Annotated in this window: 14 protein-coding genes; all 14 read left to right on the top strand. The window is 46.0% G+C overall.

Annotation, left to right across the window (positions count from 1 at the left end; translation table 11 throughout):
- Positions 1-675, top strand: coding sequence for an ABC transporter ATP-binding protein (locus VR7878_RS04880; protein WP_077333930.1), 675 nt, complete (start codon positions 1-3; stop codon positions 673-675).
- Positions 665-1,156, top strand: a complete 492-nt coding sequence (locus tag VR7878_RS04875) for a TlpA family protein disulfide reductase (RefSeq protein ID WP_159440433.1) — start codon at positions 665-667, stop codon at positions 1,154-1,156. The genes VR7878_RS04880 and VR7878_RS04875 overlap by 11 nt, the downstream gene beginning before the upstream one ends.
- 9 nt (positions 1,157-1,165) lie before the next feature.
- Positions 1,166-1,618 (top strand): copper chaperone PCu(A)C, encoded by a 453-nt coding sequence (locus tag VR7878_RS04870; protein ID WP_139344010.1) that lies wholly within the window; start codon positions 1,166-1,168, stop codon positions 1,616-1,618.
- Positions 1,619-1,687: 69 nt separating this feature from the next.
- Entirely contained in the window at positions 1,688-2,557 is an 870-nt protein-coding gene (locus tag VR7878_RS04865; protein ID WP_077333924.1) for an FMN-binding protein, read from the top strand.
- A gap of 123 nt (positions 2,558-2,680) precedes the next feature.
- On the top strand, positions 2,681-3,580 hold the full coding sequence (locus VR7878_RS04860) for a Dyp-type peroxidase (RefSeq protein WP_077333921.1): 900 nt from the start codon (positions 2,681-2,683) through the stop codon (positions 3,578-3,580).
- A gap of 148 nt (positions 3,581-3,728) precedes the next feature.
- Positions 3,729-4,862 carry a flagellin gene (locus tag VR7878_RS04855; RefSeq protein ID WP_077334191.1) on the top strand — a complete coding sequence of 378 codons (1,134 nt, stop codon included), beginning with the start codon at positions 3,729-3,731 and terminating at the stop codon, positions 4,860-4,862.
- Between the two features lie 757 nt (positions 4,863-5,619).
- A complete protein-coding gene (locus VR7878_RS04850) occupies positions 5,620-6,753 on the top strand; it encodes a flagellin (RefSeq protein WP_077333919.1) in 1,134 nt (377 codons plus the stop codon).
- Between the two features lie 295 nt (positions 6,754-7,048).
- Complete coding sequence (locus tag VR7878_RS04845) at positions 7,049-8,179, top strand: flagellin (protein WP_077333917.1); 1,131 nt, start codon at positions 7,049-7,051, stop codon at positions 8,177-8,179.
- Positions 8,180-8,253: 74 nt separating this feature from the next.
- Positions 8,254-8,697, top strand: coding sequence for a flagellar protein FlaG (gene flaG / locus VR7878_RS04840; RefSeq protein WP_077333915.1), 444 nt, complete (start codon positions 8,254-8,256; stop codon positions 8,695-8,697).
- A gap of 20 nt (positions 8,698-8,717) precedes the next feature.
- A complete protein-coding gene (fliD, locus tag VR7878_RS04835; protein ID WP_077333913.1) occupies positions 8,718-10,724 on the top strand; it encodes a flagellar filament capping protein FliD in 2,007 nt (668 codons plus the stop codon).
- The gene (locus VR7878_RS04830) at positions 10,717-11,022 is read left to right on the top strand and encodes a flagellar protein FliT (protein WP_077333911.1); all 306 of its coding nucleotides are present in this window, start codon (positions 10,717-10,719) and stop codon (positions 11,020-11,022) included. Before fliD ends, VR7878_RS04830 begins: the two co-directional genes overlap by 8 nt.
- Positions 11,023-11,034: 12 nt before the next feature.
- Positions 11,035-11,445 carry a flagellar export chaperone FliS gene (gene fliS, locus VR7878_RS04825; protein ID WP_077333909.1) on the top strand — a complete coding sequence of 137 codons (411 nt, stop codon included), beginning with the start codon at positions 11,035-11,037 and terminating at the stop codon, positions 11,443-11,445.
- 241 nt (positions 11,446-11,686) lie between these two features.
- Positions 11,687-13,156 (top strand): sigma-54 dependent transcriptional regulator, encoded by a 1,470-nt coding sequence (locus VR7878_RS04820; RefSeq protein WP_077333907.1) that lies wholly within the window; start codon positions 11,687-11,689, stop codon positions 13,154-13,156.
- A 133-nt stretch (positions 13,157-13,289) separates the two neighbouring features.
- Positions 13,290-14,342, top strand: a complete 1,053-nt coding sequence (locus tag VR7878_RS04815) for a sensor histidine kinase (RefSeq protein WP_077333905.1) — start codon at positions 13,290-13,292, stop codon at positions 14,340-14,342.

The raw sequence follows: 14,342 nt of genomic DNA, 5'->3' as shown, positions 1-14,342 counted from the left end.
GTGTCTGAATTTGTCATTGAAACCAAGGGACTTTGCAAGCGTTTTGAGCATGTCAGTGCGTTGGATAATATCAATATCTCCATCCGCCGGGGAGAGTTCGTGGCTATTATGGGCGCATCGGGGTCGGGTAAAACTACATTGATGAATATCCTGAGTTGTCTGGATACCGCGACAGAAGGGCAAGTCATTCTCGACGGACATAATGCCGCAAGTCTTGATGAAGATGGCCGCCGGGCGTTCCGGGCAGAAAAAATTGGCTTGTTATTTCAGCAGTTCCATCTGATCCCTTATTTAACGGCTCTGGAAAACGTCATGTTGGCGCAGCATTACCACAGTGTCACCGATATTGATGCGGCTAAAAAGGTGTTGCAAGAGGTTGGTCTTGCGGAGCGTATCAATCATTTACCCAGTCAGTTATCGGGTGGCGAGCAGCAACGAGTCTGTATTGCCCGGGCATTGGTTAATGAGTGTCCGATATTATTTGCCGATGAGCCGACCGGCAATCTGGATGAGGCCAACGAGCGGATTGTTCTGGAAATTTTCCAGCGGCTGCATCAACAGAACCGCACTATTATTATGGTGACACATAATCCGGATTTAGGCCGTTATACTGACCGGATTATTCGCCTGCAACATGGCAAATACGTCGGTGAGGAATGTATCGATGACCATTAAGCGGGTAGTACTCGGCACGCTGATGATCACGCTTGTGCTGCTCAGTGGTTGTAAAGAGCAGACACTGGCTGTTGGCGCTCCGGCCCCTGATTTAGCCGTGATAGACGCAAATGAGCAGCAAATGACGCTGCAACAGGTGCGCGGTAAACCGGTGGTTGTTGAATTTTGGTCATCCACCTGCGGGGCATGTCTGGTGATGATGAAAGCGTGGCAAAAATACGCAGATGACCACCCGGGAAAAATGCAGTTTATCGGTGTCGGAATTGAGCCACACCCGGAAAACCTCACTGATTTTGCAGCGCAGTTGGGTGTGAAATTGCCTCTCGGGCTTGACCAGCTTGGGATTACTCAGGAGCGTTATCAGGTGATGGCTACCCCCACGACCTTCTTTATTGATCGTCACGGTGTGTTGAAGATGGTTCATTTAGGGTATTCATCCGGGATGGATCTTGACCATTACGTCAATTTAATTCAGGAATAGGACAAAACAGTGGCGAACTTTTCATGGCGGCGTGTGGTGGGGTTCTTGAGCTTCATGGTGGTTACCAGTGTGACATTTCCGGCAACCTCAGCCGAAAAGATTGAAGTCGGTAAAGCCCAAATATTCATGCCGCAACGTAATGCCAGTAGCACCGGGTCAAAAATGACGATTTATAACCGTTCAGAGCAGCCGCTTATTATTCGTGAGGTGACCGGGGAACGTTTTAAACAGGTCATGTTGCATATCACAACCTATCAAAGCGGCAAGCGTGAGATGCATCCGGTGGATCAGATTACGATTGCTGCACACCAGAGACTTGCTTTAACACCGAATACCTCACATATCATGCTGATGGGATTCACCCAGCCATTGCAGATGGGGGAACTGGTGAGCCTGACATTGCATACCAATCAAGGCTTGGTGCCGGTTATCGCCAGAGTTGTACCGATGTCGATTCGTTAGCATTCATCTCTCGTCTGGCTTGTCGTTAACTTTTGTTGCACAGTTTTTAGTTTTTACTTTCAGGATGTCATGGTTCTTCAAATAAAATATCAATCTCTACTCTCACTGATGGTGCTGCCGGGAGTCATATTCCTTGGTGGCTGTTTTGATGCTGAAAAGCATACTGAATCCGGGCTGAAAGTGTCAGCAGACACATCATTACAAGGACATCACAATAAAATTATTCGTCATGATGCTCAACGGACATTGCTGGATGTTGCCGGCCTTGGGGCGGTTCAAGAGAGTACGTCAAATCTGCTCAAGGCATACTTTCATCCCGTATTACTGAATATGGAAAATCAGACCATCACCGATGAACCCGGCGCAATTGCGCGTTATCGGGAAAGCGTGAAAAATCATACGTTGACCCGACAGGCACTCGACGCTGACAAAAATCTGGCCCGCTTGTCGAGCCGTGACCAATGGGTGCTGGTGTATATTGTTGGCGGTCATGATTCAGTAAATCATGGTTCAGGTACCAACGGTTCAAAACAAAACGGTGTGCAGGAAGCGTCCCTAACCCCGGGAAAACAGCTGATCGTACCGATCGAAGGCAAGGGGTATCTGTCGATGCTGAAAGGGTATCTGTCTTTAGATCTCAAGACGCTGTCGATTCAGCGCATCCGCTTTTATGAACAGGGTGAGACACCCGCACTGGGGGGCAAGATTATGACCAATGCGCAGTGGCTTGCTCAGTTTCAGGGAAAACGGATCCTCGAGGATGGTCAGGCGAATTTCCGGGTAGTCATGCCTCATCAGAATCATCAAGACCATTTTACGATTGATGGGTTGTCTGGCGCGACCAATACCAGCCATAGCGTGGAGAACCTGATCAATTACTGGATGGGGCCAGATGGCTATTATTTCGCATTGACGTTACTACAACAGCGTTATTTGTAAGACAGACTATCCATCAGACGGGACGCCTCGTGTGACTGATTTGAATGGCAAAGTTAGCTGTTTGTTCTTCCCGCGTGACGGGGTATGATGTGCACCATGACAACTACACATCAGGGATCTTTTATGTCTCATCCTCAAACTGCAATTTTGCCAGAGCCCGGACCATTTGCGCTGTATGTCATCTTTAAAGTGAAGCAAGAGGCGGCCTCAGTATTACGTCAACTACAATCTTTACCTGATTTGGTCGAGACGCTGAATGCATCTCAGTCCGGAGCCGGGTTATCTCTCTCCATTGCTTTCAGTCATCAATTCTGGAAACAATTTGATGCGAGTTTTCCGCCTGAGCTGGTAGATTTCACGCCGTTAGGTCATGGAGACATTCGTGCACCGGCCACCGATGTCGATGTTTTGATTCATGTGCACGGTCAGCGCCATGACTTGCTGTTTTATGTGTTGCGTCAGTTTATGAGTGGTGTCTCCAAGTGGGTAGATATCATTGATGAAACTTACGGATTTCGTTATCTGGATGCACGGGATATGACCGGGTTCATTGATGGGACAGAGAACCCGAAAGATGAACGTCGTCAGGAAGTTGCATTAATCGACGATGGTGAATTTGCCGGTGGCAGCTATGTGATGATGCAGCGGTTTGTCCATCAGTTACCGGCATGGGAAAGATTGAACATCGCGGCTCAGGAGAAAGTGATCGGCAGAACGAAAGAAGACTCGGTTGAACTGGATGATGTGCCGGCTGCATCTCATGTCGGGCGTGTCGATCTGAAAGAGAATGGTCAAGGGCTGAAGATTGTCAGACATAGTTTGCCGTATGGGACGGTAAGTGGTGATCATGGTTTACTCTTCATTGCATATTGCCAGACGTTACATAACTTCCAAGTGATGTTAGACAGTATGTATGGTGAGCGTGATGGTAAAACGGATCAAATGCTTCGTTTTACGCAAGCAGTGACCGGTGCTTACTTCTTTGCTCCGTCAGCCGAAATGCTACAGTCGCTAAGCATCTAGACGTTCATTGTTATTGTTCATAGTTATCACCTTTGGAATATTACTGCTGTACAAAATGTGACCGAGCCTGAGCGCTCGGTTTTTTTCGCTAAAGATATCCCTGAAAACACCGATAGGGGGAAAATCCTGAGTGATTTTAGGTGAAATTATGGCAATTACAGTCAATACCAATATATCGGCATTGCTGGCTCAGCATTATGTGAATCAGGCAAATAGTGCCTGGGTACAATCGATGGAGCGTTTATCTTCGGGATATCGTATCAATCATGCGAGAGATGATGCTGCCGGTTTGCAAATATCGAATCGTCTGGGAACACAAATGCGTGGGCTGGATGTTGCGGTAAGAAATGCAAATGATGGTATCTCAATTATGCAGACCGCAGAAGGTGCCATGCAGGAAAGCACATCGCTGTTACAGCGAATGCGCGATCTGGCACTACAATCGGCCAATGGTTCTAATTCCGCAGCAGATCGGCAAGCTTTGCAAGAAGAATATGTCGCGTTGAATGATGAGTTGAACCGAATTGCAGAGACAACATCTTTCGGTGGCAGAAAGTTACTCAACGGGACTTTCGGTACCTCTTCTTTTCAGATCGGTGCGAGCGCAGGGGAGGCGGTACAACTTTCACTGGGTAATATGCGTACAGATACGCTCGATATGGGCGGATTTAGCTATTTATCCGAGAAGGTGCCGCCACCGGACTGGCGTGTTCAGTCAGATCAGAATCAGCTCACGATGCGTTATGTCGATGCGCAAGGTACCGAGCAACAAATTGATATTCAGGCCAAAGCGGGTGACGATATTGAGCAGTTAGCGACCTATATCAATGGGCAGACTGATCAAGTCTCTGCCTCGGTCAATGAGCAGGGGCAACTGCAGATTTTTATGGCCGGCAAAGAGACCTCCGGTACGATTGATTTCAGTGGCTCGCTAGCCAGTGAACTGCAAATCGGTGTGATGGGTTACGAATCGGTCAATGACCTCAATATTACTCAGGTCGGTGGTGCGCAACGAGCCGTTTCCGTCTTGGATACCGCTTTATCGTTCGTCGATAAAAACCGGGCTGAACTGGGTGCATTTCAGAATCGTTTCGGACATGCCATCCTGAATTTAGACAATATTCATGAGAATCTGGCCACTTCCCGAAGCCGTATCCGGGATACGGATTATGCCCGGGAAGCAACCCAAAGTATGAAGCAATTGATCTTACAACGGGTCAGTATGTCAATTTTGGCGCAGGCAAAAAGACAGCCGAATATGGCTTTATACTTATTAAGGTAAAGCACGATTAAGGTAAAGTGCTATTCAGATAAAGCGCTACTTAGATAAAGAGTGACTCAGATAAAGATCTGGTCAGGTAAAAAGCAATTCAGATAAAGTATACCGAGCGAATCAAGTCTTGAGAGACGTGCGGAGACGGCTGTGAGAACATTCCGTTTCGAGGTCGCTGTATTACGGCAGGGTTCTGTTTCAGAGATAACCGGAATGATGAATCATATTTATTTAGTGAATGGTTTCATTTTTACTGGTCATAACTTTACCCGACACACCATGCAAATCAGCCTGTGAGCCCGGCAGTTTGCGTCACGATAGTGGCGTTGTCCCCCTCAGTTTGCATTGTTCATCCGTTTTATTGTCTTTTGTCTGCATATATTGAGTCAGCCAGCGTATTCTTCAGTTTCTTTAGTTATTCGAATTGATTGGTCGTAATGTAAGCTAGTCGTAACGTCAGTCGTAGCAAAGCTTAAAAAGCCTGAACGGCTTCGTAATACGGCTATTCAGCGCTGTTTATAAGCAGCAGCAAAAAAATAAAAAACGCTCCTTATCGCCCGTTTTGAGCACATCTTTAGCAAAATTTTTAATGAATTTGACCGACTGCTCACTCCTTATCCAATTGGACTTTTTGGTAAAAAAAAATAAAAAAAATCCTTAAGATTTTTCCATCCACGTCGTTAATAAAAGTAACTTTGAGAGAGCTACTTGGTTTTCCGAGACGTCGGAAACCGGAAACATCGGAAAATCAATTGGAGAAGTCATCATGGCAGTGAATGTAAACACAAACGTATCAGCAATGACCGCACAACGTTACCTGAATTCAGCAACACAAGCTCAGAATACATCAATGGAACGTTTATCATCAGGCTTTAAAATCAACAGCGCAAAAGATGATGCTGCAGGTCTGCAAATTTCTAACCGCTTGAATGTACAAAGTCGCGGCTTAGATGTCGCCGTACGCAACGCAAATGATGGTATCTCTATTGCGCAAACCGCTGAAGGGGCAATGAACGAAACCACGAACATCCTGCAACGGATGCGTGACTTGTCACTCCAGTCTGCGAACGGTTCAAACTCTAAATCTGAACGGGTTGCGATTCAGGAAGAAGTGACAGCACTGAACGATGAACTGAATCGGATTGCGGAAACGACCTCATTTGGTGGTAACAAGCTGTTAAACGGCACTTTCCAAACCAAATCTTTCCAGATTGGTGCGGATAATGGTGAAGCGGTTATGCTCAACCTGAGAGATATGCGCAGTGATAACCAACAGATGGGTGGTACCAGCTATATTGCCGAAAACGGTAAAGATAAAAACTGGACTGTTCAGGCTGGGCAGAATGACCTCCAGATCAATCTGACTGACAAAGATGGTCAAGAGCAAAATATCACTATCTCTGCGAAGGCCGGTGATGATATTGAAGAACTTGCAACCTATATCAATGGTCAGACAGATGCGATTAAAGCCTCGGTTGACCAAGACGGCAAACTCCAAATTTTTGCCGGTAATAACAAAGTTGACGGTGAAGTTTCATTTGGCGGTGCGTTAGCGGGTGAGTTAGGCATTGGTGAAGGGAAAGATGTGACCGTCGATACCATTGATGTGACTTCTATCGGTGGCGCGCAACAGTCGGTTGCTATCATTGACTCCGCATTGAAGTATGTTGATAGTCATCGTGCTGAACTGGGTGCTTTCCAGAACCGGTTCAACCATGCAATCAGCAACTTGGATAACATCAACGAGAACGTCAATGCATCGAAGAGCCGAATCAAAGATACCGATTTTGCCAAAGAAACGACTGCATTAACCAAATCTCAGATTTTGGGTCAGGCATCAAGTTCGATTCTGGCACAGGCCAAACAAGCACCAAACTCAGCATTGAGTCTGCTTGGTTAAGTCATCCACGACAGAACAGACTTTGTTTAAAAATCCAGCTTCGGCTGGATTTTTTTTGTCATCGTTAAATCACCACATTTAGCGATATTGACTGTGATGATGAGCCTGTTCTTTAGCCAATAAATTTTGGAGTGGATCACGTTTTTTTACACAAATGGGGCGATTGAATAAAAAAATTAAAAATTTCCTAAAGGATATAGATCGTAAGCCGTTAACCAGATTGAGAGAAATGAGATGTGTGAAAGTGAGGTGAGAGACACGGCAGCACATCAACTATCCGTTAAAGGAGATCAATATGCCAATTAGTGTAAATACCAATATCTCGGGGATGACCGCGCAGCGTTATTTGAATAATGCTGCGGATAGTGCTCAGAAATCAATGGAGCGTCTATCTTCCGGTTACCGTATTAACAGTGCGAAAGATGATGCCGCAGGGCTGCAAATTTCGAATCGCTTAACCTCGCAAAGTCGCGGGTTAGATATGGCGGTTAGAAATGCTAACGATGGTATCTCAATTGCACAAACTGCTGAAGGTGCGATGAATGAGACCACATCTATCTTGCAACGGATGCGGGATCTGTCTTTGCAATCTTCGAATGGTTCCAACTCAAGTTCGGAGCGTAAGGCGATTCAGGAAGAAGTATCAGCATTAAATGATGAGCTGAACCGGATTGCTGAAACGACATCTTTTGGGGGAAATAAACTCCTGAACGGCACTTTTGGCAGCAAATCTTTTCAGATCGGTGCTGATTCCGGTGAAGCGGTATCTTTGACTATGGGTAATATGCGTACCGATACTCAAGATATGGGTGGTCGGGCATACGTTGCGCAAGAAGGAAAGTCACCTGACTGGACGGTCTCTAACGCAACCGATCTCACCTTGAGTTATACTAATAAAGATGGTGAAGCTCAGGAGTTGACGATTAATGCGAAAACCGGAGATGATCTGGAAGAGGTCGCAACTTACATTAATGGGCAGAATAGCGATATTCAGGCTTCTGTAGGAGATGATGGCAAATTACAGTTATTTGCTTCTTCACAAAAAGTGACTGGTGATGTCAGCATCGGTGGCGGACTGGGATCTGAAATCGGTTTCGGTGAAGGCCAGGATATGAATGTCCAGAGCGTCGATGTCTCGACTATCGGTGGTTCTCAGCTAGCGGTTGCAGTCATTGACGGTGCGCTGAAATCGGTTGATAGTCAGCGTGCTTCTTTGGGGGCGTTCCAAAATCGCTTCGGACATGCAATCAGTAACCTTGAAAATATTAACGAAAACGTGAATGCATCACGGAGTCGTATTAAAGATACTGACTATGCAAAAGAAACAACGCAGATGACCAAGTCGCAAATTCTGCAACAAGCAAGTACCTCGGTACTGGCGCAGGCGAAGCAGGCTCCATCTGCAGCTCTTAGTCTATTGGGGTAATCGACGGACTATTTTGAGCTTGGGGTCAAAGTAGTCTGATGATTTGAACCCAATGAGGTGGAAGGGAGATTGTTATGGAAGTTTCATCCTACACATCGAACATCCAGCCTTACGGCTCACAAAATGGCACTAAAATTGCTTCAGAAAATGACAGTAATAGTGCAAGAAGTGTTTCTGTGAATAAAGACGCAGAACGAATGGACAAACTTGCCGAAGAGATGAAAGAGCGGCAAGCGGATTCCGCTCAGACAGTGGAAAAACTGTCAAAAGAGCGGAAGCGGATTAACGAAGAACAGCGAGCCAAATTGATGGAGCAGATGCATGAATTTGTTTCTTCACTCAATAAAGGGTTGTCGTTTCGAGTTGATGAAGAGTCCGGACGAGATGTGGTGACGATTTACGAAGCTGATACCGGTGATGTAATTCGTCAGATTCCGGAAGAAGAGATACTTGTTGTCTTGCGACGCTTGGCCAGAGATCAGGATCATCGTTCTGGTCTGTTAATGACCAAAGTGTAACGTTATTTTGAGGTGATTGGATGAGTCTGGGCCCGTTAGGGATGAATTCTGGCATGGATATTAATTCCATGGTTCGCAAAATTGTCGATTCGGAGCGTGTTCCCAAGCAGCAACGGATCGATAACCAGCGGACTCAAAATAATGCCAGTATCAGTGCCTACGGCCGGCTCAGAGAGTCGTTGGATACAATGAAAACGCTGATGGCAAACTTTCGCCAGGAAAAAGCGTTTGCATTGCGGAAAGTAGATACGACTAATGAAAATGTCGTATCTGCGACAGCGACAACGGACGCCATAGCAGGAAGATACGCTATCGATGTGTTGCAGCTTGCCCAAAGCCATAAAGTTGCATCTAACGTTTTTGCGGAAGATGAAAAGTTTGGGCCGGGTAAGCTGCATATTTCACTCGGTAATCGGCGGTTTACCGTTGATATTCAATCAGATTCGCGGCTGAAAGATGTCGTGAACGGTATTAATGCAGCGAAGGGAAATCCGGGGGTTCGGGCCTCTGTGATCAATGACATCGACGGACCTCGTCTCATTATTGCCTCAAACCAATCCGGTCAGGATAATAAAATACAGATAGGTGCAGATGCGCCTAATGGTAGTAGTTTAAAAAAACTGGAATATAAAACGCTGGAGCAACGGGTTAAGGATTTAGAAAAAGCACGTTCTCAGGCGCAACAACTCATTACCCCTCTCACACCAGAACAGCAAAAAATCGCAGGGAAAGTTGCAGAAAAATTAGAAACGGCCGCCAGAGCGGTCGATCAGTCTGTCGCAGATGAGATTCGTCAGGCTGCGGAAAAAAACCAACCCGCTGACGGTACTTCCGCCACGAACGAACTTTCTGATTCTGCTGCCAGTGCCGCTGCAGAGGCGGCTAAAAAAGCGCAAGACTATGTTCGTCCTGAAGATCGGATTCCCGGCTGGTCAGAGACGGCATCCGGGACATTGTTGGACTCTTATCAGGAACCGCAACCGGAGCTGGATCAAAGTGCCATCGACAAGTCGGCAAATGTTCCCGGGTGGTCTAATACTGCATCCGGGACATTATATGATTCTTACGTAACGCCGAAAGAAGCTCAGGCGAAGCTGCAAGAGAAATTAGCGCAGGAAGAAGCCGATATTGAAGCGGCGGTTCGCTCCGGTCAGATGACACCCGAGGAAGCGAAAGCACAGGAACGCGCGAAATTGTCGCCTGAAGAGCGGGCTTACATTGAAAAAGTAGAAAAAGTGCAATCTGATCTGCAAGAAGCCCAGAAAGCATTTGATGCCTATCAGGGGATGTCAGAAGTTCAATCGGCTCAGGATGCGAAGGTCATGCTGGATGGGGTTGCCACCCTGTCAAGTAACAATAACATTATTGAAAATGCGATTGATGGTGTTGATTTAACGGTCAAAGGTAAAACTAAGGCCAATCAGCCACCGGCGGAAATTGATATTGAGTATGACCGGGATACAGTCAAAGATGATATCCACAAATTCGTTGATGCGTATAACCAGTTTTATCAACTGTCGAAAGCGCTGTCTAATGTTGATCCAAAAACGGGAGAAGCCGGGCCGCTCGCAGGGGATAGTGTGGTTCGTAATGCGGATTCACGGCTGAAACGGGTTTTTTCTTCTCAGATCAAGCAGGCACCCGAAAATTTAAAAACACTGACGGAGTTTGGGATTACCACAACTCGGCAGGGCACGTTAGAAATTAACGAAGATATGCTGAGCCGGCAATTGAACAATAATTTCAATAAACTCGGTGAGTTTTTTGGCGGCCGGGATGGTTTTGCCAAAAGGGTTGAGGATGCGATTCAGGGGATGACCGGTGTTACCGGGTCTCTGCGTACCCGGGAAAAAAGTATGGTTGAACAGAACCGTCGCCTGGATGATGACCAAGAGTCACTGGATCGCCGGATGAATACATTAGAGCAACGAACCCATGATAAATTTCTGGCGATGCAGGATGCCACCAGTAAAATGCAGAGCCAGCTGTCAGGGATGATGAATGCGTTAGGTTCGTCAAATGGATGAACTCCTGAATCAACTAAGTGATATTGATCACAAAATTGGTGAGCAGCTTCAGGAGGAAGAAATAAATACTGAAGTTATTCATCAACTCGTCGATAAAAGGGATCAGATATTGCAGGTATTGGTTCAGGAAGCGTCAGAAAATCAACAGTTCTCGCGTTCAGAGCCTTGGCGGCGTGCAATTGAACGTACCCAACGACTTGTTGAAGAGATGCAACTGAAAACATCAGGTATCGGTCATTCACTAAAGAAGTACCGGTATGGGAATAAATCTGTTCAGCAGTACAAGAAGTTTTTATGAAAGAGGAAGACTATGCGTGGTTCTTTACAGGCTTACAAAAAAGTATCAGTGGACAGCCAGCTCAGTGCTGCCTCACCACATAAAGTCGTACAGATGCTGATGGCCGGCGCGATTGAGCGACTGATACAAGGCAAAGCAGCGATGATGCAAGGTAATATTCCTGTCAAAGGTGAGCGTTTAGGTAAAGCCTTAGACATCGTCATCAGCCTACGGAGTTGTTTATCGATGGAAGATGGTGGGGATATCGCCAGAAATCTGGATCAGCTTTACGAATTTGTGATTACCCAGATCACGCAGGCGAATCATCTCAATGAACCAGAGCTGCTTGATGATGTGATTGATATCATTCGAGAAATAAAATCAGCTTGGGATCAGATTCCTTCAGAGTATCATCACCTCACTTCTTCTGAAGTAGGGGCGTAGGTTTTATTGGAAGCATCTCACTCAATCAGAGATTGAGTGTTGTCTTCGTATTGCCATATTTTTTGAATTCAATAGAATAGAGGCCACTATCACTATAGATTAGTGGCTTTTTTGTTGCTGGTGGTTTGAATTTTTGTCTATGTTTATCTAGAGATAGATTGAATAAACAATATTTCATATGTTCGATATAGAAATTCAACAGTAACAATAACCTAATGGATGAAGGCAAATATACTTACCTATGCAAGGTTTAGCGAAACTGCTCGTGATTGAGGATAATCCTGCAATTCGTCAGCAAATCAGTATTATTTTGGATTTTGTCGGTGAACCTTGCGAGGTAATCGAGTCATCTCAGTTTGAACAGATTGATTGGTCTGATATATGGGCTGGTTGCTTGTTTGGTTCACTGCAAAGTGGACATCTGTCTGAGATGGTACAGACCCAACTGCAGAATATCAGTCATATTCCACTGCTGATGATGGATCAGCAGCCCTACTCTCTGGAGCCATTCTCCAATTATGTTGGCGAACTAGATTTTCCTCTCAATTACCCTCAGTTGGCTGAAGCCTTGAGGCATTGTAAAGATTTTCTGGGGCGCAAAGGTATTTCGGTATTCACCTCCGCACGTAAAACGACACTGTTCAGAAGTCTGGTCGGACAGAGCACCGGTGTTCAGGAAGTCCGCCATTTGATTGAGCAAGTCTCAGGGACGGACGCGAATGTGTTGATTCTCGGTGAATCAGGAACAGGGAAAGAAGTTGTTGCGCGGAATGTTCACTATCATTCACCACGACGTAACGGCCCTTTCGTGCCAATTAACTGTGGTGCAATTCCTGCCGATTTATTGGAAAGTGAGCTGTTCGGTCATGAAAAAGGTGCATTTACCGGTGCACTTACGGCACGCAAAGGACGGTTTGAACTGGCAGAAGGCGGAACGCTATTTCTGGATGAAATCGGTGACATGCCGATGGCCATGCAGGTGAAGCTGTTGCGTGTGTTGCAAGAACGCTGTTTTGAACGGGTTGGCGGTAATACCACAATTAAAGTGAATGTGCGTGTGATTGCAGCAACGCACCGTAATCTGGAATCGATGATCGATAAGGAATTGTTCCGTGAAGATCTCTATTACCGATTAAACGTTTTTCCGATAGAAATGCCAGCGCTGAAAGCACGTAAAGACGACATTCCTTTGTTAATTCAGGAATTGCTGACACGCATGGAGTCCGAAGGTGCTTCACCCATCTGTTTTACACCGCGGGCGATTCAGTCGTTGATGGAACATGATTGGCCGGGAAATGTCCGGGAATTGGCGAATCTGGTTGAACGGATGATCATCCTCTATCCGAATAGTCTGGTTGACGTGAATCACTTACCAACCAAATACCGGTATAGTGATATTCCGGAGTTTCAACCGGAGGCCAGCCGCTACAGTAGTATCGAAGAGCAGGAACGGGATGTTCTGGCCGACATTTTTTCCGAGGATTTTCAACTGAGTGATGTAGAGCAAGACTTGATGAACCATGTGAATGCTCCTCAATCTCTTCCTCCTGAGGGGGTTAATCTAAAGGAGTTGCTGGCAGAACTTGAAGTCAATCTGATTAATCAGGCTTTGGATGCGCAAGACGGGGTCGTTGCCCGTGCTGCTGACATGTTAGGGATGCGCAGAACGACACTCGTTGAAAAAATGAAAAAATATAATATGAACCGTTAAACGTCAGAGAATAGTCAATTTATTGTCATTCTGTTTTTCTGTTGATGTAATAACTTGAATTATATATAAAAAATAGTCTGGAACGCTTTTTGCTATTCAGACTATTGTTGTTTTTACAGAACAGAAAACGAATATGCAAGAATCTCAGGCGCAACAGCTTTCTCATCTCGATTCAATAGAAGATCAGATTGAACGATATAAACAGGTACTGGATGTCATGCCTGCCGGTGTGATTTTGTTGGATACGCAGGGCATTGTCCGTGAGGCTAACCCAGAAGCGGTTCGATTGCTGGAAATACCATTAGTCGGTGAGCGTTGGTACGCTGTGATTCAATCGGCTTTCGCCCCAAAAGAAGATGATGGACACGAAATTTCGCTGCGCAATGGCAGAAAAGTGCGATTAGCAATTTCAGCATCGTCAACCGGGCAGTTGATCCTCATTACTGATTTAACTGAAACGCGTTTGCTTCAGGCGCGGGTCAGTGATTTACAACGCCTCTCTTCACTGGGGCGAATGGTCGCTTCACTGGCTCATCAGGTTCGTACACCTTTATCCAGTGCTATGCTTTATGCGTCAAACCTTGCTGCACCTCAGTTACCGACGGCCACGCGCGAGCGTTTTCAAACGAAATTGATGGATCGGTTGCACGATCTGGATAAGCAGGTCAATGACATGTTGCTGTTCGCCAAGGGAGGCGATAATAAAGTTGTTAAACCTTTTACACTCGATGAGTTAGTTCAGGAATTTTATCCGATGGTCGAAACTGCGATACAAAGTCATCAGATCGACTATGGACAGGAAATCGAACATCCGGAAACGACTTTACTGGGGAATCCCAATGCCATTGCTTCAGCGTTGAGTAATCTGGTGATGAATGCGATTCAGAATACGGGCAAAGGTGCCCAGATCGATGTGTTCTTCCGGCCGGTTCAGAACATGCTGAAGATTTCTGTACAGGATAACGGACCGGGCGTTCCGGCGGCAATGCAACATAAAATTATGGAGCCTTTTTTCACCACGCGTTCTCAGGGAACGGGATTAGGGCTTGCGGTGGTTCAGATGGTTTGTCGTGCGCACGACGGGCATCTAGACTTGATTTCTGAAGAAGGGGATGGAGCATGTTTTACCATGTGTCTTCCTCTGGAGCGGACGGTTTCTCATAAGAATTCAGAGACAGGAGAGTAA

Source organism: Vibrio ruber DSM 16370 (assembly GCF_900163965.1).
Taxonomy (GTDB): domain Bacteria; phylum Pseudomonadota; class Gammaproteobacteria; order Enterobacterales; family Vibrionaceae; genus Vibrio; species Vibrio ruber.
This window is presented reverse-complemented; position numbering and strand designations above follow the sequence as displayed.

Excerpts from the sequence above, each read along its gene's own strand:
- VR7878_RS04875 (WP_159440433.1), top strand. The coding sequence starts at position 665 with ATGACCATTAAGCGGGTAGTACTCGGCACGCTGATGATCACGCTTGTG.
- VR7878_RS04865 (WP_077333924.1), top strand. The coding sequence starts at position 1,688 with ATGGTTCTTCAAATAAAATATCAATCTCTACTCTCACTGATGGTGCTG.
- VR7878_RS04860 (WP_077333921.1), top strand. The coding sequence starts at position 2,681 with ATGTCTCATCCTCAAACTGCAATTTTGCCAGAGCCCGGACCATTTGCG.
- VR7878_RS04855 (WP_077334191.1), top strand. The coding sequence starts at position 3,729 with ATGGCAATTACAGTCAATACCAATATATCGGCATTGCTGGCTCAGCAT.
- VR7878_RS04850 (WP_077333919.1), top strand. The coding sequence starts at position 5,620 with ATGGCAGTGAATGTAAACACAAACGTATCAGCAATGACCGCACAACGT.
- VR7878_RS04845 (WP_077333917.1), top strand. The coding sequence starts at position 7,049 with ATGCCAATTAGTGTAAATACCAATATCTCGGGGATGACCGCGCAGCGT.
- flaG (WP_077333915.1), top strand. The coding sequence starts at position 8,254 with ATGGAAGTTTCATCCTACACATCGAACATCCAGCCTTACGGCTCACAA.
- fliD (WP_077333913.1), top strand. The coding sequence starts at position 8,718 with ATGAGTCTGGGCCCGTTAGGGATGAATTCTGGCATGGATATTAATTCC.
- VR7878_RS04830 (WP_077333911.1), top strand. The coding sequence starts at position 10,717 with ATGGATGAACTCCTGAATCAACTAAGTGATATTGATCACAAAATTGGT.
- fliS (WP_077333909.1), top strand. The coding sequence starts at position 11,035 with ATGCGTGGTTCTTTACAGGCTTACAAAAAAGTATCAGTGGACAGCCAG.
- VR7878_RS04820 (WP_077333907.1), top strand. The coding sequence starts at position 11,687 with ATGCAAGGTTTAGCGAAACTGCTCGTGATTGAGGATAATCCTGCAATT.
- VR7878_RS04815 (WP_077333905.1), top strand. The coding sequence starts at position 13,290 with ATGCAAGAATCTCAGGCGCAACAGCTTTCTCATCTCGATTCAATAGAA.